This window comes from Dactylosporangium sp. NPDC051087 (assembly GCF_055586325.1).
Map to the genome: position 1 here is coordinate 535687 of NZ_JBVJIJ010000001.1, position 26721 is coordinate 562407.

Here is a 26721-nt window from a genome sequence, read left to right on the forward strand (position 1 = left end):
GACACCGCGCCCGGCAGGATCAGCCGCATGCGAACGAAAACCTGGGCAGGACCCACATAAATCGGACGACAGTGCAGCAGGATCCGCGTGTGTCGCGGAGGCCGGCCCCCGGAAGGGCCGGCCTCCGGCGGACGGCTCAGCCGCGGTTCGCGGCGCTCAGCACGGCACGCAACGATGCGGTCACAATGTTCGCGTCGATGCCGACACCCCAGAAGGTCCGGCCGTCGACGGAGCACTCGACATACGCCGCGGCCTGTGCGCTCTCACCCGCGGTGAGGGCGTGCTCGGCGTAGTCCAGGACCCGCACGTCGACGCCGAAGTCGCCCAGCGCGTGCACGAACGCGTCGATCGGGCCGTTGCCGGTGGCGGAGACCGACCGGACCTCGCCGTCGACCGCCACGTCGGCCGTCAGCGTGACCTTGCCGTCCACCGTGGAGGCCTCGTACCCCTGCAGCGCGAACCGGCGGTCGGAGAAGTACTCCGCGGAGAAGAAGTCCCACATCGCCTGCGGGCTGACCTCGCCGCCCTCGTCGTCGGTGTGCCGCTGCACGACGCCGGAGAACTCGATCTGCAGCCGGCGCGGCAGGTCCAGGTGGTGCTCGGACTTCATGACGTAGGCGACGCCGCCCTTGCCGGACTGCGAGTTGACCCGGATGACCGCCTCGTAGGAGCGGCCCACGTCCTTGGGGTCGATCGGCAGGTACGGCACGCCCCAGGTGAAGCGGTCGACCTCGACGCCCGCGGCCGCCGCGTCCCGCTGCAACGCGTCGAAGCCCTTCTTGATCGCGTCCTGGTGGGAGCCGGAGAAGGCCGTGTAGACCAGGTCGCCGGCATACGGGTGGCGCTCGTGCACGGGCAGCTGGTTGCAGTACTCGACGGTGCGCTTGACCTCGTCGATGTTGGAGAAGTCGATCTGCGGGTCGACGCCCTGGGAGAACAGGTTCAGCCCCAGCGTGACCAGGTCGACGTTGCCGGTGCGCTCACCGTTGCCGAACAGGCAGCCCTCGACCCGGTCGGCGCCGGCCAGCAGGCCCAGCTCGGCGGCGGCGACGGCGGTGCCCCGGTCGTTGTGCGGGTGCAGCGACAGCACGACCGACTCGCGCCGCGGCAGGTTGCGCGACATCCACTCGATGGAGTCGGCGTAGACGTTGGGGGTCGCCATTTCCACCGTGGCCGGCAGGTTGACGATCAGCGGGCGGTCGGGGGTCGGCTGCAGCACGTCGATGACGGCGCTGCAGACCTCCAGCGCGTAGTCCAGCTCGGTGCCCGTGTAGGACTCCGGCGAGTACTCGTAGTAGATCTCCGTGTCGGGCGTGATCGCCTCGGCGTACTTCTGGCACAGCCGCGCCGCGCTGGTGGCGATGTCGGTGATCCCGGCCTTGTCCAGGCCGAACACGACCCGGCGCTGCAGCGTGGACGTCGAGTTGTAGAAGTGCACGATGGCCCGCTTCGCGCCGCGCAGCGACTCGAACGTCCGCTCGATCAGGGTGTCCCGGCACTGGGTCAGGACCTGGATGGTGACGTCCTCGGGGATCAGGTCCTGCTCGATCAGCGTCCGCACGAAGTCGAAGTCGGTCTGCGACGCGGACGGGAAACCTACCTCGATCTCCTTGTAGCCCATGCGGACCAGCAGGCCGAACATGCGGCGCTTGCGCTCCACGGACATCGGGTCGATCAGCGCCTGGTTGCCGTCGCGCAGGTCCACCGCGCACCAGCGGGGCGCGACCTTGACCTCACGGGAGGGCCATTGGCGGTCGGTCAGCGGGACCGGGAACTGTTCACTGAACGGCCGGTAGCGCTCTACGGGCATCCGGCTGGCGGTCTGATTGGCGATCTCTGACATGGTCTCTTGCTCCTGGGAAAAAGGGCCGAAGAAGGTCGACCGGCAGGAGCGCGCAGACGCGACTCAACCCCGCGACGAGGTGCCGGCCTGTCGGGCCTCGTCGCGGCGACGAAGAAGGAGAACCGTCTGCCACATGTCGAGCGAGAGCCTACCACTCACCGGGAGCGCGAGATCGACGGTGCGACCGACGGTGACGAAGATGACGGTTTCGGTGGAGGCGGCGACGTCGTTCCGAGCGGAGCGGTGGTGACGACCGGCCCCGGCAGGGTGATCGTCTCGGGTGCCGGCGCCGGGTCCCCGGTGAGCGTCAGCTGGCCGAGCGGGATCTTGGCGGCGACCAGCATGCCCCGGTCGTTGTAGCAGAACACGCCGGCGTCGATCGGCGGCTGTACCGCGGTGACCCCGGGCTCGACCGCGAAGCACGGCGCGGACGTGCCCGCCAGCGGCTCCGCGGGCGACACGGCCAGGGGCACCTGCCGGTCGAGCAGCACGTCGAGCCAGGCGATGAAGACGTACTGCAGCTTCGGGTCGATCGCGACCGGCAGCTTCTTGTTCGTGGCGGCGACCCGCACGCAGCCGCTCGCCGGGTTGATCGCGCACTGGTAGACGCCCTCGGGCCGGTTCGCGATCGCGACGTCGGCGGTGCCGCCGAGCGCGCCACCCTGGATGTCGACCCGCCAGGTGCGGTCGGTGGCGACCGTGACCAGCACCGAACGCGGCGCCTTGCCCTGCACGACGAGGGTGTACGCGGCGATGTACCGCTGGTCCTTGGCGACCGCGACCCTGGCGGCGAGCTGGCCGCGGGGGTCCGCCTGCGCGGGCGCCCCGGTCGCCGGGGCCGACGGCATGGCCACCGGCTCGGCGGAGCCGCAGGCCGCCAGCAGCACCCCGGTGATCACGGCGAGCGCCGTGCCGGTGGTCACAGTGATCGCGGTTGCCCGGCCCTGACGTGAGCGCACGTGCGTATTCTCGCCTGCCGGGCGGCCGGATCGTGGGAACGCCACTCCCGGGGGACACCTGCCGCCGGTACGCTCGGCTGCGTTGACATCGCCCGTACGGGTGGAAAGGAGCTCGACGGCGTGGCGCTGATCGTGCAGAAGTATGGCGGGTCGTCCGTCGCCAACGCCGAGCGCATCAAGCGCGTCGCCGAGCGGATCGTCGACACGCGGAAAGCCGGCAACGAGGTCGTCGTGGTCGTCTCGGCCATGGGCGACACCACCGACGAGCTCCTCGACCTCGCGTCGCAGGTCAGCCCGGTCCCGGCGGGCCGCGAGCTGGACATGTTGCTGACCGCCGGCGAGCGCATCTCCATGGCGCTGCTCGCGATGGCGATCAACAATCTGGGTTACGAGGCCAGGTCGTACACCGGCAGCCAAGCGGGCGTGATCACCACCTCGACGCACGGCCGGGCCCGGATCATCGACGTCACCCCGGGCCGCCTCCGCGGCGCGCTCGACGAGGGCGCCATCGCGATCGTCGCCGGCTTCCAGGGTGTGTCGCAGGACACCAAGGACATCACCACCCTCGGCCGGGGCGGCTCGGACACCACGGCCGTCGCGCTCGCCGCGGCGCTGCACTCCGACGTGTGCGAGATCTACACCGACGTCGACGGGATCTTCACCGCCGACCCGCGGGTCGCGAAGAACGCACGGCACATCAAGCAGATCACCTACGAGGAGATGCTCGAGCTGGCCGCCTGCGGCGCGAAGGTGCTGCACCTGCGCAGCGTCGAATACGCGCGGCGGTTCAACCTGCCGATCCACGTCCGCTCGTCATACTCGACCGCCAACGGCACCATGGTCACCGGATCGATAGAGGACCTTCCTGTGGAGCAAGCACTCATCACCGGCGTCGCGCACGACCGCAGCGAAGCGAAGATCACCATCGTCGGCGTGCCCGACCAGCCGGGTGTCGCCGCGCGGATCTTCCAGACGGTCGCCGCCGCCGAGACCAACATCGACATGATCGTGCAGAACGTGTCGACCGAGGGCACCGGCCGCACCGACATCTCCTTCACGCTGCCGAAGACCGACGGCGCCACCGCCAAGGCCGCGCTCGAGCGGGTCAAGGCCACCGTCGACTTCCGCGAGATCCTGTTCGACGACCACGTCGGCAAGGTCTCCCTCATCGGCGCCGGCATGCGCTCCAACCCGGGCGTCGCGGCCAAGCTCTTCGCCGCCCTCGCCGAGGCCGGCGTCAACATCGAGATGATCTCCACCTCGGAGATCCGGGTGTCCGTCGTCTGCCGCGACACCGACCTCGACGTCGCCGTCCGCGCCATCCACGACGCATTCGAGCTGGGCGGCACCGAGGAAGCCGTGGTGTACGCGGGGACCGGACGGTAGGTTCGCTCGTTATGAGCGCGTTACCAACGCTGGCCGTCGTCGGTGCCACCGGCGCCGTCGGCACCGTCATGTGTGAGCTGCTCTCCTCCCGCAAGAACATGTGGGGGGAGATCCGCCTCGTCGCCTCCAAACGCTCCGCCGGCCGCACCCTGGTCGTGCGGGGCGAGGAGGTCGTCGTCCAGGAACTCGCCGCCGACGTCTTCGACGGCGTCGACGTGGCGATGTTCGACGTCCCCGACGAGGTCTCCGCCGAGTGGGCCCCGATCGCCGTCTCCCGCGGCGCCATCGCGGTCGACAACTCCGGCGCCTTCCGCATGGATCCCGATGTACCGCTGGTCGTGCCGGAGATCAATCCCGAGCAGTCCCGCAACCGCCCCAAGGGCATCATCGCCAACGCGAACTGCACCACCCTCGCGATGATCGTGGCGCTCGCCCCGCTGCACCGCGAATACGGCCTCAAGGAGCTGGTCCTGGCGTCGTACCAGGCAGTCTCCGGCGCGGGCAAAGACGGCGTCGACACGCTGCTCAGCCAGATTTCCCGGGTCGCCGGCAACCCTTCGCTCGGCTCCCGCTCCGGCAACGTCCGCCAAGCGGTCGGCGACGACCTCGGCCCGTTCCCGGCGCCGCTCGCGCTCAACGTGGTCCCCTGGGCAGGCTCGCTCCGCGACGCCGGCTGGTCCTCCGAAGAGCTCAAGATGCGCAACGAGTCCCGCAAGATCCTCGGCCTGCCCGACCTGAAGGTCTCCGCCACCTGCGTCCGCGTCCCGGTCGTCACCGGCCACTCCGTCGCCATCCACGCCGTCTTCGGCGTCGAGGTCGACGCCGAGGGCGCCCGCGAGGTCCTGCGCCACGCCCCCGGCGTGATCCTGGTCGACGACCCCGCCGCCGGCGAGTTCCCGATGCCGATCGACGCCGTGGGCACCGACCCGTCGTGGGTCGGCCGCATCCGCCGCTCGATCGACGACCCTCGCGCCCTGGACCTCTTCGTCACCGGCGACAACCTCCGCAAGGGCGCCGCCCTCAACACCGCCCAGATCGCCGAGCTCCTCTCCAAGGAACTCCAGACCTCATCCTGACCCCCGCCCCCGGCCCGGCAACCTGCCGCGCCGACCACCGGGCCCGGGTCGCATTCGTTGCCCTGGTTGCGACCTGACCGTGCCCGGGCTGACCGGCCCATCGCCCTGGTCACGCCGGCGACCATCCGTCCGATGGCAGGCCTGCCCGGCACGAGTCAGCGTTGGAGTGCCGGGCCCGCCAGGCCTTGACCTGCCGCAGACCCCGCTCTAATGCCCGGCGCCGACCTGCCCCTGATGCTGGCGGCCTCCCACCCCGGGCAGCAGGCGGCGTGGCTGGTCCAGCCCTGGTCGGCTCGGCTCACCGGGCTCAGCCTGGCTCGGCTCACCGGGCTCGGCTCGGCTGGCTCGGCTCGCTCGACCATCAGGCTCGGGCACGAACAGTGGGGGTGTCGACCTGCCTGCGAACCGACCCGTGCCGACGCCGGCCAGCACCGCTCTACCGGGTCCGCAGCCAGCGGGTCGACTCCGCTGCCAACCTCTGGCGTTTGCGCCTGCGGTCCGCAGCCCCGGCGACCGGTGCTGTGAACTTCGGGCGGGTCGGCGCGCCTGCCCTGCTCCGCTGCGGTTCTCGTCAGGCAGTGGCCCGCCCGGCGCCGATCATCAGCCTCGGGCGCAGGCGAGCGAGTTCCGCCCGCCGAGCACCTCTGGCGTTTGCGCCTGCGGTCCGCAGCCCCGGCGACCGATGCTGTGAACCAGGGCAGGTCGGCGACCGATCGCCGCGCCTGGCCTGGTCCGCTGTGGTCCATGCCGGGCAGCGGCCGCCCGGCACAGACCCGGCGCCGATCATCAACTCCGGGCGCGGCAGGCGAGGTCCGCCCGCCGGGCACTTCTCCCGCTTGCACCTGCGGTCCGCAGCCGACGACAGTGCGCCGAACCCGAGCGCCCGCACCCCGTCAAGGTGGTGCTCGGGTGTGCGGCGCTACGGGGCGAGCACGTCGTCAGCGTCCGTGATGGTGTACGCGTAGCCCTGCTCAGCCAGAAAGCGCTGCCTGTGCGCCGCATACTCGGTGTCGATCGTGTCCCGGGCCACGACCGTGTAGAAGTGGGCCTGGCGTTTGTCGGCCTTCGGGCGCAGGACGCGGCCGAGACGCTGGGCCTCCTCCTGGCGGGAGCCGAAGCTGCCCGACACCTGGATCGCCACGGCGGCCTCGGGAAGGTCGATGGAGAAGTTGCCGACGCGGGAGATGACCAGCGTCTTGAGCTCGCCGGTGCGGAACGCGTCGAACAGGCGCTCGCGCTCCTTGTTGGTCGTCGACCCCTGCACGATCGGGGCGTCCAGGAACTCGCCCAGCTGGTGCAGTTGATCGATGTAGCCGCCGATGACCAGGATCTGGTCGCCCTTGTGCCGCTCGACCAGGGCGCGGACCACGGGCAGCTTCGTGCGGGCGGTGGCGGCGACCCGATAGCGCTCCTCGGGCTCGGCGACCGCATAGGCCATCCGCTCGCTGTCGGTGAGCGTGACGCGGACCTCGACGCACTCGGCCGGGGCGATCCAGCCCTGTGCCTCGATGTCCTTCCACGGCGCGTCGTAACGCTTCGGGCCGATCAGGGAGAACACGTCGCCCTCGCGACCGTCCTCGCGGACCAGGGTCGCGGTCAGGCCGAGCCGGCGCCTGGCCTGCAGGTCGGCGGTGAACCGGAAGATCGGCGCGGGCAGCAGGTGGACCTCGTCATAGACGATGAGGCCCCAGTCGCGGGCACCGAACAGGTCCAGGTGCGGGAACGCGCCGCCGCGGCGGGTGGTCAGCACCTGATACGTGGCGATCGTGACCGGGCGGATCTCCTTGCGCTCGCCGGAGTATTCGCCGATCTCCTCTTCGGTCAGGCTGGTGCGCGCGATCAGCTCGCGCTTCCACTGCCGTCCGGCGACCGTGTTGGTCACCAGGATCAGGGTGGTCGCCTTGGCCTCCGCCATGGCGGCCGCGCCGACGAGGGTCTTGCCGGCGCCGCAGGGCAGGACGACGACGCCGGAGCCGCCGGCCCAGAACGAGTCGACCGCCTCGCGCTGATAGGAACGCAGGACCCAGCCGTCCTCGGCCAGGTCGATCTGGTGCGCCTCGCCGTCGACATAGCCCGCGAGGTCCTCCGCGGGCCAGCCCAGCTTCAGCAGTGCCTGCTTGAGCCGGCCGCGCTCGGACGCGTGGACGATGAGGGTGTCGGCGTCGATGTTGGCGCCGAGCATCCCGGCCAGCTTCTTGCTCTTGCCGACCTCGACCAGCACGGCACGGTCCAGGCCGCGCAGGACGAGCCCGTGGACCGGGTCGTTGAGCAGCTGGAGGCGGCCATAGCGGTCCATCGTCTCGGCGATGTCGACGAGCAGCGCGTGGGGAACCGGGTATCGCGAGAACCGCAGCAGCGCGTCGACGACCCCCTCGGCGTCATGCCCGGCGGCACGCGCATTCCACAGGCCGAGCGGCGTCAGGCGATAGGTGTGCACGTGCTCCGGCGAGCGCTCCAGCTCGGCGAACGGCGCGATCGCCATCCTGCACGCCAGTGCGTCGGGATGGTCGACCTCAAGCAGCAGGGTCTTGTCGGACTGGACGATCAATGGACCTTCGGGCACGGGAACCAGTGTCGCACGCACCTATGACAGTTCCCGAAATGTGGGAGATTTCGAATTCGCGCAACCTTCAGGGGGTCGGATCGCGTCTGAATTTATGACGGCCACGTGGTGGTTGGCGATCGACTCGCCTCCATCGCTTGTCATGTCGCTGTTGTGCCCGTAAGTCGGTGGTGGAGCCGGACGTCCGCGTTCGGATCGGGATATGGCGGTGTGGTCGCGGGGGCCGGCTACCGCCTTTCTTCCCGATCGGTATCGGGGGTGGGCGCGTCGTCCGCTCCGCCTCCGTAGACTGGTCGGCGTGCGTCGGCGGTTGGGTGACGGAGCGGCCTTGGCGTTCGGCGGGCTCGCCGCGGCGGCGGTGGCCGTCGGCTGGTTTCTGCTGTCGTCGCAGGTGGTGCACACCGACGTCCAGACCGCGGTCAGCGAGTCCCTCGGCGCGATCCTCGTCCTCATGCTGGTCGTCTCCGTGATCGGGTCCATCCGCCGGGGTTGATGAGGGCCGTGACAGCGGGCGATGAGTCGGTACGCTGTGGAAGGTGACCGATCTGGAGGGCACGCCGGCATCGACAGTCGACGATGACGCCCGGGCCGGTTTCTCACCGCTGGCGATGCTCGGCGTCGCCACCGTCGGCGCGCTGGGCCTGACCTGGTTCCTGGTGTCGTGGCTGGTGCTCGGCAGCCCGCTCACCGACGCGATCGGCGAGACGGTCGGCAGCCTCGCCGTGATCCTGCTCATCGTCTCGATCATCGGCGCCGCCCGCGCGGACGACTCCCCCGGTCGCGGCTGAGTTCACGCAGTTTCGGCCGCGGCAGGTGTACGGCCACCGCAACGCCCGACCCGCGACCCTTCCGGTTTCGTGACCGACGGCCGGGCCACGACCGAGTGCCCAGGGCCGCCCTCGCCGCGCTCCTGCTGCTCAAACAGCAGCTGCGCTCCTGCTGCTCAAAAAACAGCAGCTGCGCTCCTGGTGCTCGAGACAGCAGCAGCGCGCCTAGCAGGACCGCACCCGTGACCCGGCGCAGGCCCGTCACCGACGGGACGCCACCGGATCCAGCGGGTGGGAGCCGGCGGGGGCCGCGGGCCGGACGTGCCGTCGGCGCCAGGAGAAGCCGTCAGGCCCGACGGCCGCCCGATCCGGAGGCCGGACCAAGCGCTGACGGAAGCGCCGGAGCAGCCGTGCACTCCTACACGGAGCCGTCCTCCGGCGCGGCGGCCGTGATGCGGTGCAGGGCGAACGTGTGCAGCATCTCGGTCCGCTCGTCCTCGGCACGCAGATAACCGCCGCCCATCGACACGGGCCTGACCAGGCGGGACGCGGTGGCGCCGTGGGAGTCGACATAGCCGACCCAGACGCGGGTCTTGTCGCGCAGCGCCTGCTGGAGGACCTCGAGCGCCTCGGTGTGCGACGACGTGGACGCGCCGTTGGCGCGGACGGTCACGGGGGCGCGGCGGGCCACGCGGGCGGCGGCGTCGCCACGACGGATCTGCTCGATGACACCCGCGAGGCGTGGCGTGGACAGCCGGGCCGCGGCGGCCGGGTCCTCGATGCCGCGGTGCGCCCAGCTGGGGCGGGGCGGGCCGCGCCGGGCCTTGGGGCGGGTCAGGACGGCGGCGCCGGTCGAGTCCTCCTGGATCGGCGGATAGCCGGCCTCGCGGAGGGCCTCCAGGAGGCGCGCGGGGGTGTGGCGGCTGGCCAGGACGGTCGGGGCGAGCCGGCGCAGGGTGAGCGCCTGGAGGCGGCGGTCGGCGAGGACCTCGGCGATCAGGGTCTCGTCGTCGCTGCGGACATAGGAGTTGGCCGAGCCGATGCGCATGCCGCCGTGGCGGCGGGCCATGTCGTCGATGAGGTAGGTGAGGGTCTGCGGGACAGGGGTGCGGGAGCGGCGGGCGAGCAGCGCGTGCAGGTCGGCGGCGCTGTAGCCGGCGTCGAGGCTGCGGCGGACCGACTCGGCGGTGATGCGGAAGACGCTGGCGGACTCCTGGACGCCGAGCAGCTCGAGCTCGCCGGCGAGGGTCGGCTCGGGCGGGCCGGGCACGATGACGGACAGGTCGGCCTGGAGCAGGACGTGGTCGACCGGGGGCGGCAGGAGCGTGTCGAGCAGGGCCGCGGAGCCGGTGAGCGCGGTGCCGTCGGGCGCGTTGAGGCCGAGCGGGTCGTCGGTGTCGACGCTGCCGGAGGTCACCTCGTCGACGACCAGCCGGCCATAGCCGGTGAGGCCGCCATAGCCGGTCAGGCCGAGGAGGGCGGCCTCGGCGAGATTGGCCTCGACCGCCGCGGCGGCGCTGCGCGACACCCGGCGCGGGGTGCGCCAGGAGAGCAGGTCGACGACGTCGGACGGAGCGATGGTGGCACCCGGCGGGAGCTCGGCCAGGACCTGCAGCGCGGCACGGCGCTGGGCGGGAGCGCCGGGGCGGGACAGCTCGGGGGCGAGCGCGTTGAACGGGCGGTCGCGGTCGTCGCGCTGGCCGATGAGCGACGGTGCCCTGGTCATCGTCAGCCAGGTCACGGCGATGCGGTGCCAGCGGGCGGCGATGCCGAAGGCGCGCCACACGTCATAGGCGACCGTGGGCAGGAAGACGCTCTCGACCCGCTTGTTGTCGATGATCTCCTCGCCGAGCAGGCCCGCGGCGGCGGCGATCTCGACCAGGAGAGCGGCGGCCTGCTCGTCGACGCCGACGAGCTTGGCGAGGCGGCGGAGGTCGCGCACGCCCATGCCGCCGGAGCGCAGCACGGTCGGGGGGTCGGCGTTGATCGCCTCGATCAGCGCCTCAAGATTGCGCACCAGCTCGAGCACCTGGCCGGCGCCGGCGCGGTCGAGCTGGGCGACGTCGCGGGCCGGGGTCTGCACCTGCGGCGGGTCGGGGTGCAGCTGGCCGAGCGGGCCGCCGTCGCGGCGCAGGACGAGCGACACCTCCACCGGCAGCTCGACGGCGTCGCGGCTGACCGCGACCAGCAGGTGCTGCTCGACCAGCCAGCCCACCGGCGAGTCGGGACCGGCCTTCAGATTGACGGTGCCGACGGGTGGGCCCGCGGCGAGCCGGTCGAGCACCGCGCGGGCGGCGGGCGGCGCGGCGAGCAGTGTGCGGCGCAGCTTCGCGGCGTCGGCGGCCAGTGCGCCGGCGAGCGGGTCGAGGTCGGCGGCGGGCCGGCCGAGCCCCGCCGGATAGGGGGAGCAGACCTCGTCGACGGCGCCGACGATGCGCAGGGCGCTGTCGTGTCCATAGGCGATGCCGTGCTGCAGCAGCAGGTCGATCGCGCCGCGCACCCGCACGGCCTCGACCCCGGAGGCGGCGGTGAGCGCCAGGACCGCCTCGGTGGACGTGGTGTGGCCAATGCGCGTGTACCGCAGCGCGTCGAGAATCTCCAGCGTGAACGTGTCGAGCCCATCGAGCGCGCGGGCCACCGCCACGCGCGACTGGGCACGATGTGCCAGTGCGGAGAAGTCCGAAGGGGGCGGGATGACCAGATCCGGGCGCAGCCGGATGAGCGCCATCAGCCCGTCGTCGGGCAGGGCGCGGAAATGGTCTGCGAGCGAGGTAGTCATCTCACCTCATACGCTAACCGCCCGGTATGACAAAAGAGGGCGGGGCCACCGGCCCCGCCCTCTCTCGTAGGTGGTTGTTACTTCAGACCGTTGCTCACCGCGGTGATCAGCTCACCGTTGGTGGTGTCGCCCGAGAGCTCCCAGAAGAAGGAGCCGCCCAGGCCCTGGGTCTTGGCGTAGCTCATCTTGCCCTGGATCGTGGCCGGGGTGTCGTAGCTCCACCAGTTGTTGCCGCACTTGGCGTACGCCGTGCCGCCGACCGTGCCGGTGGCCGGGCAGGTGTTCTTGAGGACCTTGTAGTCCTCGATGCCCGTCTCGTACGTGCCGGGGGCTCCACCGGTCGCCGTGCCACCGGGCGCGGTCTGGGTGACGCCGGTCCAGCCGCGGCCGTAGAAGCCGACGCCGAGCAGCAGCTTGTTGGACGGAACGCCCTTGGCCTTGAGCTTGGCGATCGCGGCCTCGGAGCAGAAGCCCGCCTGCGGGATGCCCGAGTAGCAGCTCAGCGGCGAGTGCGGGGCGGTCGGGCCCTGCGCGGCGAAGGCGCCGAAGTAGTCGTACGTCATCGGCATGAACCAGTCGAGGTTGCCGACCGCACCGGCGTAGTCCGCGGCGTCGATCTTGCCACCGTTGCTGCCGTCGGCCGTGATGGCCGCGGTGACCAGCTTGCTGGAGCCGAACTTGGCGCGCAGCGCGGCGATCACGTTCTTGAACGCGTTCGGGCCACTGGCGTCACACTGCAGACCACAGGCGTTCGGGTACTCCCAGTCGATGTCGATGCCGTCGAAGACACCGGCCCAGCGCGGGTCGTTGACCAGGTTGTAGCAGGAGTTCGCGAACGCGGTCGGGTTGGCGGCGGCCTGGGTGAAGCCGGCCGACCAGGTCCAACCACCGAAGGACCAGATCACCTTCAGGTGCGGGTACTTCGCCTTGAGCTTCTTGAGCTGGTTGAAGCTGCCGCGCAGCGGCTGGTCCCAGGTGTCCGCGACGCCGTCGACCGACTCGGCAGCGGTGTAGGCCTTGTCGTAGTCGGCGTAGCTGTCACCGATGGAGCACTGGCCACCGGTCGTGTTGCCGAACGCGTACAGGATGTGGGTCAGCTTGGCGGCCGAGCCACTCGTGTCGATGTTCTTCACGTGGTAGTTGCGGCCGTAAACGCCCCACTCCGCGAAGTAGCCGACGACCTTCTTGCCGCTCGGGGGGTTCGAGGTCGGCGGGTTGGAGGTCGGGGGGTTCGAGGTGGGCGGGTTCGACGTCGGGGGCTTGGACGTCGGAGGAGTCGAGGTCGGCGGGTTGGTGGTGGGGGTGCCACCGCTACACGTCACGCCGTTGATCTTGCAGTTGATCGGCGGCTTCGCGCCGCTGCCGTTCATGCCCCAGCTGAAGCTGGCACCGGCGGCGAGCGTCGGCGACCATGACTTGTTCTTGGCGACGTAGTGCTGACCGGTGCGCACGACGTCTGCGTCCCAGAAGCTCGTGATCTGACCGCCCGCGGGCAGGTCGAACTCAAGAGTCCACCCGTTGATGGCGCTGGCGGTGCCGTTCGTGATCTTGTAGTTGGCGCCCCAGCCGCTGCCCCAGTCCTGGTCGACCGTGAACGTTGCGCTGAGGTTGCCGGCGGCGTTGGCGGTAGTGGTGACGATAGGGACGACGGCCCCGGCCACTGCCAGCGCGGCGGCGACGATGAGGCCGTTGCGGACGGATCGTTTCATCGCGTCTCCTGGATGATCCTTTAGGAAACTTTCCTAAAAGTGTTGGAGACGTTAGTGGTCGAAGTCTCACCCCGTCAACTGGTGATCGGTGAGTATTTCGATGGCTCACCTATCGTGACCTGGGCATCCTTAAAGGTGTCTCAACAACCGGTTGTCATTGGCTTTGACCTTGACATGACGCTCCTCGACACCAGGCCCGGAATTGCCGCGACCTGGCGGGCGCTCACAGCGCACACCGGCGTGCACGTCGACGCCGACCTCGCCGTTTCGCGCCTCGGTCCACCGCTGAGGGCGGAGATGTCCGAATGGTTCCCGGCCTCCGAGGTCGAGGAGGCGGTCCGTATTTATCGTGACCTGTACGTTTCGCATGCGATCGCCCCGGCGCTGGCCCTGCCGGGCGCGCTGGCCGCCCTTGCGGCGGTCCGCTCCGCCGGCGGACGGATCGTGGTGATCACGTCGAAGCTGGGCAGGCTCGCATCGCTCCATCTCGCCCATCTGGACATTCCGGTCGACGAGGTGCACGGCGACGTCTTCGCCGCGGAGAAGGCGTCGGTACTGAAGGCGATCGGCGCAACGGCGTACGTCGGCGATCACGTGGCGGACATGCAGGCCGGAGTCCTCGCCGGCGTGCCCGTCCTGGGCGTGACGACCGGGCCCTGCTCCGCCGCTGACCTGCGGGCCGCCGGCGCGACGGATGTGGGCGCCGATCTGCACGCGTTCCCGGCGTTTCTCCGGCGCGTGATCTCGGTTGGCCGTCCGGGAAGCGGTGACTAGCCTTGTGGTGTTGTGGGTGGGACGGGTCAAACACTGGGGAGCAGGGCAGCGTGCCGACGGGTCGAGTGAAGTGGTACGACACGGAGAAGGGTTTCGGGTTCCTCACCAGCGACGACGGCGGCGACGTCTTCGTGCACAAGGCGGCGCTGCCGGCGAGTGCGGGTGAGTTGAAGACCGGCCAGCGGGTCGAGTTCGGGGTGGTGGAGAGCCGCAAGGGCAACCAGGCGATGCACGTCAAGCTCCTCGACGCGCCGCCCTCCGTGACCGAGGCGCGCGCCGTGGCCAACCGTCGCCAGCCCGATGAGCTGCACGGCCTGATCGAGGACATGATCAAGGTCCTCGAGGCGAAGATCCAGCCCGACCTGCGACGGGGGCGGTATCCGGACCGGAAGACCGCCAAGACCGTCGCGGAAGCCGTGCATCTGGTGGCGCGGGAGCTGGAAGTTTAAGGTTCGACCGGCTTTTCAGACGCCGACGAGGGGTGTGGCTGGGACCAGCCCCTCGGCGGCGGCCCTGGTCAGCAGGGCGTCGACCGCGGCGTGACCGTCCGGGCCGAGCGACGAGGTGAACTCGTTGACGTAGAGCCCGATGTGCTGGTCGACGACCGCCTGCTCCATCTCCTGGGCGTGTTCCAGGATGTACTGCCGGCTGCGGGTGGGATCGGCCCAGGCCTGCCGCACCGACTCCTTGATCCATGCGGTGGCCTGCTCGGGATCGACCCGGTCGCGGTGCGCGATGATCGCCCCCAGCGGGATCGGCAGCCCGGTGTCGCCCTCCCACCATTCCCCGAGGTCGGCGAGCGCATGCAAGCCGTGCCGCTGGAATGTGAACCGCGCCTCGTGAATCACCAGACCGGCGTCGAACTGCCCCTTGGCCACCGCCGGCATGATCTCCGCGAACGGCACGATCTCCACGCGCTTCGGCGGAGCACCCGCCGACCACAGGCGCATCAGCAGATATGCGGTGGTGCGGTCGCCCGGCACCGCCACGGTCCTGCCCTCCAGGCTGGTGATCGCCTGATCCTTGACCAGCACCAGCGGGCCGCAACCGCGCCCGAGCGCCCCGCCGCACGGCAGCAACGTGTACTTGTCCAGCAGCCACGGCAGCGCCGCGTAACTGACCTTGACCAGGTCGAACTCGCCCCGCTCGGCGGCGGTGTTGGTCACGTCGACATCGGCATACGTCACGTCGAACGCCGGTGCCCCCGGCACCAGCCCGTGCGCGAGCGCGTGAAAGACGAACGTGTCGTTGGGGCACGGCGAAAAGGCGAGCGAGAGCGTCACAACCCCGAATCTAACCCCGAATTCCGCAACCACACGCCGAGTGGCGAAACGCCCGCTGTGACCCTTGCAACGCAGTTGACGTCCGTAAATGCGCGATCCTCATGATCCGGAAGACTTCTTGTTGCCCTGGCGACAACAACTCTTCCGGATCATGGGTGCCGTCAGCGGCCGGCGAGGGTCGCGAAGGCCTCGCGGAGGGTTTCGAGGGCCTGCGGGATGCGCCAGGCGGCCCGGTCGCGGGGGCCGACGGCGTTGGAGACGGTGCGGATCTCGCCGAACGCGGTGCCCGGCCAGAGACGGGCGGCGGTGGCGACGCCGAACCCCTCCATGGCCTCCGCGACGGCGTCCGGGTGCCGCTTCTCGACCGCTTCTTTGCTCTCGGCGGTGCCGGTGACCGTGGAAACGGTGAGGACGGGCCCGCCGACGGCCTCGGGCAGCGCCTGGCGCAGGGTGCGGAGCAGGGCCGGGTCCGCGTCGTGGCGGGCGGTGCCGAAGCCGAGGTCGTCGACAATCTCGAACCCGTCAGGACCCGCGGCGCCGAGGTCGGCGGCGATGGTCTCGGTGGCGACGACGAGGCCACCGATCTCGACCCGTCCGGCGAAACCACCCGCGATCCCTGCTGAGAGGACCACCCCGAAGGGCCGGCCGTCGTTGACCGCCGTCGTCGTGAACTGCGCGGTCACGGCCGCCGCAGCAGCTGGACCGACCCCCGCGGCGACCACGACGATCGGGGCGCCGGACTCGAGGTCGTCGGGGCGTGGGTCGGTGATGCCGAGGCCGGCGAGCACGGTGGTCCGCTCGATGTCGACGGCCGTGACGATCAAGGCGCGGTCATGTCCGAGGAACGGTCTCATCGGTCTTCATCCTCCAGGCGTCTGGTCGGGTCGATGCCTGAGGGGCGATACAGCGTGTATCCCGGCGGGGCGAGCGGCGCCGCCCCGTCCTCCACGTCGACAGAAGGCATCCGCCGCGTCGCGTCGGCCGGCTGGCGAGAACCGGCCGAGCCGCCCGCCGCACCAGCACCACCGCCGGAGCCACTACCGGAGCCGCCACCAGGGCCACCGCCGGCCGGCTCGGCTGCGGGGCCGGTGGCGGGGCGCCGGCGGCGCCACCCGAACCGGCGCCGCGACTGGTCACCCCCGGCGCTCTGATCGACGGTCGGTGTCTCGTCGCCGGGACCGGCCTGGGACGGCATCCGCCGGGTCCCACCGGCATCGGCGGCCGCGGGCCGGGGCACGGTCGTGGCGTCAGACCCACCCGGCCCACCCCGCCGGCCGAAGCCGCCGGTGCCGCCGGAACCAGAACCGCCGGCGCCGCCGGAACCAGAAAGCCCGGCCCCGCCCGAGGCGCCACCGGGTCCGTAGCCTCCGGAGCCGGAACCAGAACCACCGGCTCCGCCTGTGGCACCACCCGCCGGCCCGCCGGCCCGAACGCCCGAGCCACCGCCAGCCGAACTGCCACCAAACGCACCGTCACCACTCGAACCGCCACCGCCTGAACCGCCACCGCCTGAACCGCCACCGCCTGAACCGCCACCGCCTGAACCGCCACCGCCTGAACCGCCACGGCCCGCACCGGCACCGGCAGTGCCCGCGCCGCTCGCGCCGCCGCCACGGCCCGCACCGCCACTACCACCGCCGGACGAACCGCCGCCCACATCGCCACCGCGCACGCTGTCGCTGCCGGTCGAACCGCCGCCGGACCCGCCCGTCGAGCCGCCGGACTTTGAGGCAGCGGCCGTGACCGGGTCGGTGGGGGACTCGTCGTGGTCGAGCGGGGCGCCGCGCAGGCGCTCCTTGCGCAGGGCGATCGCCGACCAGATCGCCCGCACCGCGCCGAGCCCGATGAACACGGCGGCCACGATCATGCCCCAGCCGCTGCCGAACGGGATGAGCCCGACCGCGCCGCCGAGCACCCACGCCACCATGAGCAGCGTCTCGGAGTGGGCGAACGCGCTGGCCCTGACCTGCTCGTCGGCGCGCTCCTGGATCGAGGCGTCGACGGCGAGCTTGGCCAGGCCGCTCGCGATCGCTGTGACCAGGCACAGCAGCGCGACGGCGCCCAGCGAGTTGCGGTCGGCGGCGATCAGCGCCACGAACGCGGTGATCGCGATCCCGATCGCCTGCAGCAGCGCCGGGCGCCGGATGCGCAGCCGGGTGCCCACCGCGGTCGCCAGGAACGAGCCGACGCCGAGCGCCGCGGCCACGACCACGATCGCCACCTGCTCGGACAGCTTCCACGGGCCGAGGCCGACGGGGAGCGAACGGTCCTTGATCGCGAACGCCAGGAACAGCGTCAGGAAGCCATAGAGCGCGCGCAGGGTCGCGCTGCCGATCAGGGCGCCGACGACGACCCGGCCGGAGAGCACCTTCGCGCCGCGGTGGCTCGGGCGCTGCAGGACACGCGGGACCTGCTCGGGCGGGTCCGAGTCGGCGCGCGGCGGCAGCCGGAGGGACGTGACCATGCCGTAGAAGAACACGATGATCGACAGCCGCAGCGGCCACTGCGGGCCGAACTGCGCCGCGACCAGGCCGACCGGCAGAACGAGCGCCCCGGCGAACGTGCCATAGACGGAGGCGCGGGCCCCGGCCTCGGACAGGCCGAGCCCCTTGGGCAGCACCCGGGGCACGGCGGCGCTCCTGGCGACGCCATAGGCGCGGGAGAGCACGAGCATGCCGAACGCGGCCGGATAGAGCGCCCAGCCGGTGAGGTGCTCGGAGATCAGGACGGCCAGGAACGCCCGGCCGAGCATCGTCGTGGCGAGCGCATAGCGGCGGCCGTGCCGGAACCGGTCGAGCACCGGCCCCACGATCGGCGCCAGCAGCGCGAACGGCAGCATCGTCACGATCAGATAAAGCGCGACCCGGTCGCGGGCCTCGCCCGCCGGCACCGAGAAGAAGATCGTGCCGGCGAGGCCGAGCGCGACGAGCGTGTCGCCGGCGCAGGACGCCGCGTGCAGGTCGAGCAGGCGGAGCATGCCGGTCTCACCGCCGGCGCCCCGCTCGCGGGCGCGCAGCATGCCGCGCCCCACGAACCGGCCGGCCCGGGCGCCGCCGACAGTGGCGACCCGTGCTGCTCGCACGGTCGTCACCACGGTCTGCGCCACGCCTCGAATCACCGACATGCCCCCCATCCTGAACCATGGGTGCGACAGTTTCCGGCCACGCCGGGGCCGCCGTGCTCATCAGGCGTGGCGATGAGGAAGAATGGAGGGGTGACAGCCTCGACTACCCCGACCCGCTCCAGCGGCCGCGCGGGGAAGCCTGACCAGGTCTGCGCGGACGCCGTGGAGATCGCCCGCCTCGGGCTGGACGTCGTCGACCCCGACCACATCGGCGAGCATCTCGGCGTCGTTTCCGAAGGTGAGCGGCTCGTCACCCACTTCTTCGCCTGTGGCCTGCCCGGATATCGGGGCTGGCGCTGGGCGGTGAGCGTGACCCGCATCCCGCGCAGCAAGCAGGTGACGATCTGCGAGTCGACGCTGCTGCCGGGCCCTGAGGCGCTGCGCGCGCCCGAGTGGGTGCCGTGGCAGGAGCGGTTGCAGCCGGGCGACCTGGGCGTCGGAGACCTTCTGCCGACACCCGCGGATGACGTGCGGCTCGCGCCCGGCTATGTCCAGTCGGACGACCCGGCGGTCGAGGAGACCAACTGGGAGCTCGGCCTCGGCCGGGTCCGGGTGCTGTCCCGCGAGGGGCGGCTCGACGCCGCCCAGCGCTGGTATGACGGCGACCGGGGCCCCAACGCGCCGATCTCGGTGGCCGCGCCGTCGGCCGCCCGGTGCGGCTCGTGCGGGTTCTACCTGCAGCTCGCCGGGTCGATGCGGCAGGCGTTCGGGGTGTGCGGCAACGAGTATGCGCCCGACGACGCCCAGGTCGTCTCGGTCGACCACGGCTGCGGCGCGCACTCCGAGGTGCTGGTCGAGCAGGTCCAGGCGGTCGACGAGCTGCCCACGGTGTTCGACGACAGCGAGGTCGAGTCGGTGTCGGTGAGCCGCGCCCACGGATCGGTCGACGAGGCCGAGCCCGCCGAGCCCTATGGCCACGGCTGAGCGGGGTTACCGGGAGCGACCGTCGCGGACGATGGACGCGACGGTCTGGCAGCTGGGCCCGGGCGGGAGCGCGGAGTTCCGCATCCTGCCCGACGGCTGCATGGACGTGATCCATCATCAGGGCGGCGAGCTGCTCGTCGCCGGCCCTGACACGGTCGCGAAGCTGGGGACGAGCCCGGCGGGCCGCACGTACACGGCGATCCGCTTCGATCCGGGGCAGGCCCCCGGCATCCTCGGGGTCCACGCCGACGAGCTGCGCGACCAGCGGGTCCCGCTGTCGGCGTTGTGGCCGTCAGCGCGGGTCAGGCGGCTGCAGGAGCGGCTGGACGAGGCCGCCGACCCGGCCGCGGATCTCGAGGCGGCATTTGAAAGGAACGACACTTCGGACGAGCGCTGGGTGCGTGCGCTGGTCGAGCGGATCAGGGCACAGCGGCCGGTCGCGGAGGTCGCCGCCGAGCTCAACCTCAGCGAGCGTCAGCTGCACCGCCGTGGCCTGCACCTTTTCGGGTACGGGCTGAAGACCCTCTCCCGCATCCTGCGCGTCAACACGGCACTCGACCTGGCCCGCCGTGGCATGCCGTTCGGCCTGGTGGCCGCCAGCAGCGGCTACGCCGACCAGGCACACCTCTCGCGAGAAGTGAAGGCGCTGGCCGGCGCGCCGCTGAGCACCGTCATCCGATAGTGCAGTAGAGATCGACCCCGTGCCCGTCCGGGTCGTGCAGGACGGCGTAGCGCATGCCCCAGAAGGCGTCCCAGGGTGCGAGGTGACCCTCGTACCCTGCGGAAATCATCATCTCGTAGACCTTGTCGACCTCGGCGGGCGTGTCGCACTCGAACCCGATGGCCGAGCGGCCGTCGCCGCGCGCGCCCGGCTTCCATTCGGGATCGAACGACCGGATCGTCTCCTCGGTGTCCCAGCAGATCCGCATGCCACCGGGCAGCGTGTGCTCGGCGTGCGGGGCGGCGTCCTGGTCGGCCGGCACGTCGAGGCCGAGCAGGCGGTAGAAGGCCAGCGTCCTGGGCATGTCGGCCACCACGAGGCCGATGTAGTTGAGTGTGGGTGCCATGCCCCGAGGCTATTCGCCGCCGGTCTGCCCGGTCTTGAACGAATCGGACGCCGCGCGCCGGCGCCTGCGGTTGCGGTCGTGCACCACCATGGTCAGCCCGCCCGGAATGCCCCAGAGCACCCCGGCGACCGCGATGCCGAACCAGCTGCCGTGCCCGGCCTCGGCCAGCTCGTCGCGGAACGGCAGCATCACGAGCACCGCGAGAATCCACAGGCCGATCCCGGCGAGGGCGAACGGCACCATCGGCGGGTCGAGCGGCTTCGGCTGGCTGGTCACGCCGCACACGGTACTCCCGTGATCACCGACACAGGTCGTTAGCCAAGCTCATTAGGTATGCTAACGACTGTGATGGTGAGAACTCCGAAGATCACTGGCGCGCAGCTCGCGGCGGCGCTGCGGGACAGCATCACCAGACTCAACCGCAGGCTGCGCCAGGCGCGGCCGATCGGCGACCTGACGATCACCCAGCTCTCGGCGCTGACCAGCCTCGAGCTCAACGGCGCGCTGACTCCCCGCGAGCTGGCCGACGCCGAGCGGGTGCAGCCGCCGACCCTCACCAAGATCGTGGCGAAGCTGGAGGAGCGCGGCCTCGTCCAGCGCACCCCGCACCCGACCGACGGCCGGCAGGTCATCCTCGCCGCCACCGAGGCGGGCCGGGCCGTCATCGCCGAACACCGCCGCGCCCGCGACGAGTGGCTGGCCAAGCAGCTCGCCGCACTCACTCCGGACGAGCGCGAGACGCTCGGGAAGGCGGCCGAGATCCTCGGCCGAATAGGTCGCAGCGCATGACCGTCTTCGGTTCGCTGAAGGTCCGCAACTACCGGTTGTTCACAACCGGCCAGCTCGTCAAGCTTCTCGGCACGTGGATGATGTTCGTGGCGCAGGACTGGCTCGTCCTGCAGCTCTCGGACAACTCGCCGACCGCCCTCGGCGTGGTCACGGCGTTGCAGTTCACGCCCGTTCTGCTGCTCACATTGTACGGGGGGCAGCTCGCCGACCGGTTCGACAAGCGGCGTCTGCTCCTCATCGCCAACGCCGCTTCCGCCCTGGTCGCGACCCTGCTCGGGGTGCTGGTCGTGACCGGCGTCGTGACCCTCTGGTGGGTGTTCGTGACGGCCGCCCTCTTCGGCGTGATCAGCGCGATCGAGACCCCCGTCCGGCAGTCGTTCGTCTCCGAACTGGTCGGCAAGGAGCTGCTGCCCAACGCGCTCTCGCTGTCCTCCGCAACGTTCAACACGGCCCGGGTCGTCGGCCCCGCGATCGCCGGCCTGATCATCGCGCTGATGCACGACCGCACCGGCCCGATCTTCCTGCTGACCGCCGGGCTGTGTCTCGCGCCGCTGGTCGGGCTGACCCGCATGCGCACCGCCGAGCTGTTCCGTGTCGAACGACCGCCGATCTCGGCGAGCGATGCCCGTACCATCGACGGACTCCGCTATGTGAAGCGCCGGCCGGACCTCAGCCTCGCCATCTTCCTGGTCCTCGTCGTCGGGCTTTTCGGCTTCAACTTCCAGCTCACGCTCGCCGTCCTCGCGAAGGTCGAGTTCAAGGTCGACGCGCAGTACTTCGGCCTGCTCTCGACCGCGCTCGCCGTCGGCGCGCTCGGCGGCGCACTGGCCAGCTCCCGCCGCCGGGTCAGGCCGTCGGCCTACGTGGTGCTCGCCGCCGCGGTGCTGTTCGGGGGGTTCGAGATGCTCGTCGGGTTCGCGCCCACGTTCGTCACGGCCGTGCTGCTGCTCCTGCCCACCGGCTTCTTCATGATCTACTTCGCGCAGGCCGCGAACCAGCGCGTCCAGCTCGGCACGGACCCCGAGTTCCGCGGCCGCGTCATGGCGCTGTACGTCCTGGTCTTCCTCGGCAGCACACCCATCGGGTCACTGCTCATCGGGTGGTGCGCCGAGCAGTACGGGCCGCGCTCCGGCATCTGGATCGGCGGGCTCGCGTCGCTGCTGGCCACGCTCGTGATGGCCGCCCTGCAACTGCGCAAGGTCGGCGGGAAGGTGAGCGTCCACCTGCGCCCCCGCCCGCACCTGCACGTGTTCGAACCGGCCCGCAAGGACACCCCGGCGTTCGAGCTCCGGGTGCCGCGCGTGCGGCCCGCTGTGCGCTGATCTTGTTCGCCGGTTTTTTGTCGTACCCATGTGGTTAGGTCGCGGGCATGGAGCCATCGCGATTGCTGGAATGTCTTGCCGCCGACCAACGGCGGCTCCGGGATGTGGCCGCCTCGGACCTGGCCGCGGCGGTGCCGAGCTGTCCCGGCTGGACCGTCGCCGACCTGGTCAGGCACGTCGCCGAGGTCTATCTGCACAAGGCCGAGACGATGCGGCTCAACGCCTTCCCCGACCCCTGGCCACCAGCCGGCCTCGACGGTGAGGACACGATCGCGCTGCTGGACCGCGCCTATGCCGCCCTCACCGCCGAGTTCGCCGCCCGCGACGTCGCCGCGCCGTCACGCACCTGGCACGAGCCCGACCAGACCGTCGGCTTCTGGGTCCGGCGGATGGCGCAGGAGACCGTGATCCACCGCCTCGACGCGGAGCTGGCGCTCGGCGTGCCGGCCGCCCCGATCCCCGACGACCTGGCGATCGACGGGATCGACGAGGTGCTGAAGCTGTTCGTGGGCTATGGCTCGCACGCCTGGCACGACGACTTCGAGCCCGTCCTCGCCGGCGCCAAGGGCCGCACGGTCATCGTCGGCGTCGACGGCGGCCCGGGCTGGCTGATCCGCACCGACGCCGGTGGAGCCGACATCACCGACGCCGACCCGGCGACCGCCGCCTCGACCTCCGTGGACGCCACGGTGAGCGGCAGCGCGACGGGACTGCTGCGCTGGCTGTGGGCCCGCGAGTCGCCGGGGGTGTCGCAGGCCCAGGCCGAGGGCGACGAGACCGCCCTGACCGAGCTGCGCAACCTGCTGGTGGCCTCGACGCAGTAGCGCCCGCCGCTCGGCGTGGTTTTTCTGGGGTTGCCGCTGGTCTGGGCTGTTTCCGGGGTTGCCGCCGGTCTGGAGGGTGTCGGCGGCTCGGGTGGGGTGCGCGGGAGACGAGGGTTGGCTGACCGACGGGGGCGGCCGACCGGGCGTCGAAGGCGTTCCTTGCCGTAGCTGGTGACGGCGGAAGGACCACGACAGTGTCGCCCGGTCACGGTGGCGTCCGGTCACGGCGGCTCTGCATGTGCGCCGTCACGGCGTGGGCGGGCCACGGCGGGTTGGTTGGCCGAGCGAGCTCGACTGTTTGTGCAGGTGGGGAGGGGCTTGACGGGAGCGGCAATGATCGAAGCGGTGGACTAGCGACGATCCGCGGACGATCCGGTGGCGACGAGGGGTGCTACCGGATCGTCCTACGGCTCACTGACCCACCCGCCACTCTGCGGCGCCGCGCTGCCGAGCTTCCGGCGCCCGCACTGCGTCGTGGAACTCTGCCGGGATAGCCGCGCTGGGCAGGTCGCGCTGGGCAGGGTTGCTTCGGTGAGGTCCTATTCCTCGCCGTGCTGTCGCTGCGGAGTCACGTTGAGCGTCTGCGCGTCACCTCGTTGCGCTTGGTCGCCGTGTCGGCTTCGCCTGGGACCGATTCCTTGCCGTCGGGGTGCCGCCACGTCGTGCCGAACGTCGCCCGGCACCGCGTGTCGCTCTGCCGCCGCGTTCTCCAGGGTGGCGTCTCGCTCCTCTGCGGTGTCCCGCCTCGAGCCGTGTCCCGCCGTGGGACGGCGTTCTGCCTCTGAGCGACGTCTCGGACGCGAGATGGCGTCCTGCTCCAGCGCCGCTCCGGGGTGGCGTCTCGCTCCGTCGTGGTGGTGTCCCGCCCTCGGATGACGTCTCGCTGCGGGACGGCTTTCTGCTGTCGGGGTGGTGTCCCGGACCGTGGTGATTCTTCGCTCCAGCGCCGCGCTCTCCGGGGTGGAAGGTCTCGTTCCCCTTCAGCGCCTCGTTCGCCCGGGATGGCGTCCCGCCCGGGTGGCGTGCGACGGATGGTGTCCGCTCCAGTGCCAGGTCCTCCAGGAGGTGGTGTGGTCGGTCGACCGGCGGGGGATGGTTGCGAGTCGGTGCCGAAGTTGGGGCAATCGGTGGCGGTCGTTGTTTCGGTGGGCTTAGCCTCATGGGGTGGGCGTGCTGCGGGGCCTGCTGGTCGTCGGCGCCATAGGGCTGATCGCCGTGGCGCCGTGTCTGGTCTGCCTGCTGCTCATCTCCGCGGACGAGATGTTCGAGCGGGTCGGGCGGGCCGTCATGCGGGGAGCGCGGGGACTCAGGAAGTTGGTCCGGCGCAGAGACCCCGAGTGGCGGGACGGGCCCGTGCGACGGTGGTGGCATCTGAGCTGGGCGGGACGGGCCGTGCACAAGGCGGTGCCCGCCCCGGAGCCCGAAGCGCCGCCGATCGAGCAGCTGGCGGCGGATCTAAGGCGGCTCAACAGGCTGCGGGTCGGGGTGGCGACCAGGTCGCCGGTGTGGTTCAACGCGGTGCAGCGGGCGTATGACGGGGCGTTGCGGGTCGCGTGCGCGCAGCTCGGGATCGACCAGTACCTTGACGAGGTGAGCGGGGTCGACCTGGAGGTTGAGCGGTTGAGGGTCGAGGGTGAGCTGCAGCGGGCCGGGTTGGCGTTGCGTGACACAAAAACCGGTCAGCGGTGAGGTTGTTCATCGCGGCGTATCTCCCGGCGGACGTCGAGCGGCACCTCGCTGAGATGACCGGGGCGCTCAACGTGAAGCGGCCGATGCCGGAGGGCAGGTCGCTGCGGGTCGTGCCGGTCGAGCAGTGGCACATGACGCTGGCGTTCATCGGTGAGGTCGAGGACACGAAGCAGGACGCCGCGGTGGCGGCGTTGCACGCGTTGCCGCGGCTGGTGCCGGAGGTGAGGATCGCCGGTGGGAGGACGTTCGGGCGGGGGAAGTTCACGACGCTGGTCGCGAAGGTCGACGGGGACGTGGCACCGCTCGGCGACGCGGTCAGGGCGGCGCTGAAGAAGCGCAGGGTGCCGTTCGACCACAGGCCGTTGCAGCCGCACGTGACGATCGCGCGGCCGTCGGACCGGCTGCCGGTGGACGAGCTCAAGGCCGACCTGGAGGCGCTGGACGCTTACCGGGGACCGTTGTGGCGGCTCGACGACGTACGGCTGATGAAAAGCGAACTCGGGCCGAAGCCGCACTACACAGCGCTGGCGACGACCCGAGACACGTGAGCGGGCGCCCGCTGAGATCAGCTGGTTTCCCGGGCTGCTGACGGGGCGCCGCCGAACAGGACGTCGTCCCAGCTGGGCAGGCGCTTGCGCGGCTTCTCCGAGGCGGCCGGCTGCTCCGGGGAGGCGGCCGACGGCGTGTTGCGGCGCGGGCGGAGCACGGCGAGCGACGGCACCGCCGGGATCTCCTTGCTCTGGTCGCTGTCGTCGTCGAACGGCGAACGGCCGATGAGCGCGGCGGCGCCACGGGCCCGGTTCTCGCCCTGGACGACCGGGGCCGGCGCGAGCGGCTCCTCCGAAGCCGAGGCGGGGGACGAGCCCAGCGGACGGTCGAGCGAGGCGAGCAGCGCGTCGCGGCCGGCCCGGATCGGGTCCGGGTTCATCGCGCCCAGCCCGCGGCCCCGCGACGGCTGGCCGGTCGACGGCTGGACGTTGGACGGGCGGATCAGGTCGTGGCCGCCGCTGCCGTGCCGCAGCGGGTCGGGGCGCGCGCCGAGGTCGCCGCGGCTGGTCTCGCCGCGGCTGGGCATGGCGCGGTCCGGCGCCGGCGGCTCCTGGCCCAGCACGTGCGGGGCGCGCTCGGTGCACAGGTACTGCGCCATGTCGTCGTGCGGCGCGACCTGCTGGCGGGCCTTGTCCAGCTCCCACACGGCCTGGGCGGTCGCCTTGCCGCTCGGCCACGTCGCGGTGATCCGCCAGGTGCCGTCCTCGCGCCGGTAGGCATCCCAGGAGATCTTCTCCGTGTCGATGCCGTGCTGGCCGAGGCGCGCGTCGACGACCTCGGCGAGGGACGAGCCCTTGTCGGAGGTCTTCAGCCGGGTGCGGCGGGCGTGCTGGGCGAGCATGGCCCGCTCCTGCAGGACCGGGCCGGCATAGCGCAGGACGCGGTCGACGGGGACACCGGCGACCCGGGCGACCTCTTCGGCGGACTCGCCGGAGCGGATGCGGGCCTGGATGTCGCGCGGCGCGAGCTGCGACGCGGCGGTCTCCATCGTCGCGGTCGGGTGGCTCTGGTCGGGACGCAGAGCGCTGTGCACCCGGTCGTCGATCGGGAGCGCGAGCAGCCGGCCGACCTCATCGGCGAGGACGAACGCTTGACCGTCCTCGGAGAGGGCGACAAATCGCACAGGCCGCATAGCGTGCCTCCGTCCCACCCGCATCGGCGCCGACTTTCCCGGCACCACTCGGTCACAGTACGCGTAACCCTAGCTGGAACGAAGCATGCCGCGCCGACAGAAAGCAAGACGGAAAGCAAACACGAACGCCCGCCACCAGAGAAAACTGCCGAATTGGCGGCG

24 protein-coding genes are annotated in these 26721 nt (G+C 71.3%); 13 read left to right on the top strand and 11 right to left on the bottom strand.

From position 1 onward, the window contains the following. Positions 1–136: 136 nt before the first annotated feature. Both leuA and ACZ6TV_RS02485 read right to left on the bottom strand, forming a co-directional pair. Positions 137–1843 carry a 2-isopropylmalate synthase gene (leuA, locus tag ACZ6TV_RS02480; RefSeq protein WP_465294488.1) on the bottom strand — a complete coding sequence of 569 codons (1707 nt, stop codon included), beginning with the start codon at positions 1841–1843 and terminating at the stop codon, positions 137–139. A 155-nt stretch (positions 1844–1998) separates the two neighbouring features. Then, on the bottom strand, positions 1999–2802 hold the full coding sequence (locus ACZ6TV_RS02485; protein WP_465294490.1) for a hypothetical protein: 804 nt from the start codon (positions 2800–2802) through the stop codon (positions 1999–2001). Positions 2803–2922: 120 nt separating this feature from the next. On the opposite strand from ACZ6TV_RS02485, the gene ACZ6TV_RS02490 reads away from it, so the two are divergent. Beyond that, positions 2923–4188, top strand: a complete 1266-nt coding sequence (locus tag ACZ6TV_RS02490; RefSeq protein WP_465294492.1) for an aspartate kinase — start codon at positions 2923–2925, stop codon at positions 4186–4188. An 11-nt stretch (positions 4189–4199) separates the two neighbouring features. Continuing rightward, a complete protein-coding gene (locus ACZ6TV_RS02495) occupies positions 4200–5264 on the top strand; it encodes an aspartate-semialdehyde dehydrogenase (RefSeq protein WP_465294494.1) in 1065 nt (354 codons plus the stop codon). A gap of 919 nt (positions 5265–6183) precedes the next feature. Here the strand turns inward: ACZ6TV_RS02495 and ACZ6TV_RS02500 are convergent. Next, positions 6184–7827, bottom strand: a complete 1644-nt coding sequence (locus ACZ6TV_RS02500) for a DNA repair helicase XPB (protein WP_465294496.1) — start codon at positions 7825–7827, stop codon at positions 6184–6186. A 298-nt stretch (positions 7828–8125) separates the two neighbouring features. On the opposite strand from ACZ6TV_RS02500, the gene ACZ6TV_RS02505 reads away from it, so the two are divergent. Together ACZ6TV_RS02505 and ACZ6TV_RS02510 are read left to right on the top strand one after the other, a co-directional pair. Beyond that, positions 8126–8320: a hypothetical protein gene (locus tag ACZ6TV_RS02505; protein ID WP_465294498.1), complete on the top strand. Its 195-nt coding sequence runs from the start codon at positions 8126–8128 to the stop codon at positions 8318–8320. A gap of 43 nt (positions 8321–8363) precedes the next feature. Next, entirely contained in the window at positions 8364–8615 is a 252-nt protein-coding gene (locus ACZ6TV_RS02510; protein ID WP_465294500.1) for a hypothetical protein, read from the top strand. 397 nt (positions 8616–9012) lie between these two features. Here ACZ6TV_RS02510 and ACZ6TV_RS02515 read toward each other — a convergent pair whose 3' ends face one another. Both ACZ6TV_RS02515 and ACZ6TV_RS02520 read right to left on the bottom strand, forming a co-directional pair. Continuing rightward, positions 9013–11373 carry a helicase-associated domain-containing protein gene (locus ACZ6TV_RS02515; protein ID WP_465294502.1) on the bottom strand — a complete coding sequence of 787 codons (2361 nt, stop codon included), beginning with the start codon at positions 11371–11373 and terminating at the stop codon, positions 9013–9015. A gap of 77 nt (positions 11374–11450) precedes the next feature. Continuing rightward, the gene (locus ACZ6TV_RS02520) at positions 11451–13082 is read right to left on the bottom strand and encodes a glycosyl hydrolase family 18 protein (protein WP_465294504.1); all 1632 of its coding nucleotides are present in this window, start codon (positions 13080–13082) and stop codon (positions 11451–11453) included. 42 nt (positions 13083–13124) lie between these two features. Between ACZ6TV_RS02520 and ACZ6TV_RS02525 the strand changes: the two genes are divergently transcribed. Together ACZ6TV_RS02525 and ACZ6TV_RS02530 are read left to right on the top strand one after the other, a co-directional pair. After that, positions 13125–13856 (top strand): HAD family hydrolase, encoded by a 732-nt coding sequence (locus tag ACZ6TV_RS02525; RefSeq protein ID WP_465294506.1) that lies wholly within the window; start codon positions 13125–13127, stop codon positions 13854–13856. A 50-nt stretch (positions 13857–13906) separates the two neighbouring features. Next, the gene (locus tag ACZ6TV_RS02530; RefSeq protein ID WP_465294508.1) at positions 13907–14305 is read left to right on the top strand and encodes a cold-shock protein; all 399 of its coding nucleotides are present in this window, start codon (positions 13907–13909) and stop codon (positions 14303–14305) included. A 15-nt stretch (positions 14306–14320) separates the two neighbouring features. On the opposite strand, the gene ACZ6TV_RS02535 is transcribed toward ACZ6TV_RS02530, so the two are convergent. The 3 genes from ACZ6TV_RS02535 to ACZ6TV_RS02545 form a co-directional block, all read right to left on the bottom strand. After that, a complete protein-coding gene (locus tag ACZ6TV_RS02535) occupies positions 14321–15139 on the bottom strand; it encodes a 1,4-dihydroxy-6-naphthoate synthase (RefSeq protein ID WP_465294907.1) in 819 nt (272 codons plus the stop codon). A 161-nt stretch (positions 15140–15300) separates the two neighbouring features. Beyond that, positions 15301–15993 carry a futalosine hydrolase gene (locus tag ACZ6TV_RS02540; RefSeq protein ID WP_465294510.1) on the bottom strand — a complete coding sequence of 231 codons (693 nt, stop codon included), beginning with the start codon at positions 15991–15993 and terminating at the stop codon, positions 15301–15303. Beyond that, entirely contained in the window at positions 15990–18263 is a 2274-nt protein-coding gene (locus ACZ6TV_RS02545) for an MFS transporter (protein ID WP_465294512.1), read from the bottom strand. The genes ACZ6TV_RS02540 and ACZ6TV_RS02545 overlap by 4 nt, the downstream gene beginning before the upstream one ends. A 72-nt stretch (positions 18264–18335) precedes the next feature. Here ACZ6TV_RS02545 and ACZ6TV_RS02550 point away from each other — a divergent pair, with 72 nt between their 5' ends. After that, the gene (locus ACZ6TV_RS02550) at positions 18336–19187 is read left to right on the top strand and encodes a DUF3027 domain-containing protein (protein WP_465294514.1); all 852 of its coding nucleotides are present in this window, start codon (positions 18336–18338) and stop codon (positions 19185–19187) included. A 31-nt stretch (positions 19188–19218) separates the two neighbouring features. Further along, positions 19219–19869, top strand: coding sequence for a helix-turn-helix domain-containing protein (locus ACZ6TV_RS02555; protein WP_465294516.1), 651 nt, complete (start codon positions 19219–19221; stop codon positions 19867–19869). On the opposite strand, the gene ACZ6TV_RS02560 is transcribed toward ACZ6TV_RS02555, so the two are convergent. Both ACZ6TV_RS02560 and ACZ6TV_RS02565 read right to left on the bottom strand, forming a co-directional pair. After that, entirely contained in the window at positions 19859–20254 is a 396-nt protein-coding gene (locus tag ACZ6TV_RS02560) for a VOC family protein (RefSeq protein WP_465294518.1), read from the bottom strand. The genes ACZ6TV_RS02555 and ACZ6TV_RS02560 overlap by 11 nt on opposite strands. Positions 20255–20263: 9 nt before the next feature. Further along, complete coding sequence (locus ACZ6TV_RS02565; protein ID WP_465294909.1) at positions 20264–20497, bottom strand: DUF2530 domain-containing protein; 234 nt, start codon at positions 20495–20497, stop codon at positions 20264–20266. Positions 20498–20602: 105 nt separating this feature from the next. Between ACZ6TV_RS02565 and ACZ6TV_RS02570 the strand changes: the two genes are divergently transcribed. The 5 genes from ACZ6TV_RS02570 to thpR all read left to right on the top strand — a co-directional run bounded on the left by ACZ6TV_RS02570 (position 20603) and on the right by thpR (position 25426). Continuing rightward, positions 20603–21043, top strand: coding sequence for a MarR family winged helix-turn-helix transcriptional regulator (locus tag ACZ6TV_RS02570; protein WP_465294911.1), 441 nt, complete (start codon positions 20603–20605; stop codon positions 21041–21043). Beyond that, a complete protein-coding gene (locus ACZ6TV_RS02575) occupies positions 21040–22365 on the top strand; it encodes an MFS transporter (protein ID WP_465294520.1) in 1326 nt (441 codons plus the stop codon). The genes ACZ6TV_RS02570 and ACZ6TV_RS02575 overlap by 4 nt, the downstream gene beginning before the upstream one ends. Positions 22366–22412: 47 nt before the next feature. Continuing rightward, on the top strand, positions 22413–23189 hold the full coding sequence (locus ACZ6TV_RS02580; RefSeq protein WP_465294522.1) for a maleylpyruvate isomerase family mycothiol-dependent enzyme: 777 nt from the start codon (positions 22413–22415) through the stop codon (positions 23187–23189). A gap of 1164 nt (positions 23190–24353) precedes the next feature. Beyond that, on the top strand, positions 24354–24878 hold the full coding sequence (locus tag ACZ6TV_RS02585; protein ID WP_465294524.1) for a hypothetical protein: 525 nt from the start codon (positions 24354–24356) through the stop codon (positions 24876–24878). Then, complete coding sequence (thpR, locus tag ACZ6TV_RS02590; protein ID WP_465294526.1) at positions 24875–25426, top strand: RNA 2',3'-cyclic phosphodiesterase; 552 nt, start codon at positions 24875–24877, stop codon at positions 25424–25426. Before ACZ6TV_RS02585 ends, thpR begins: the two co-directional genes overlap by 4 nt. Before the next feature lie 17 nt (positions 25427–25443). Here the strand turns inward: thpR and sepH are convergent, their stop codons facing one another. After that, complete coding sequence (sepH, locus tag ACZ6TV_RS02595; protein ID WP_465294528.1) at positions 25444–26559, bottom strand: septation protein SepH; 1116 nt, start codon at positions 26557–26559, stop codon at positions 25444–25446. Between the last annotated feature and the right edge of the window lie 162 nt (positions 26560–26721).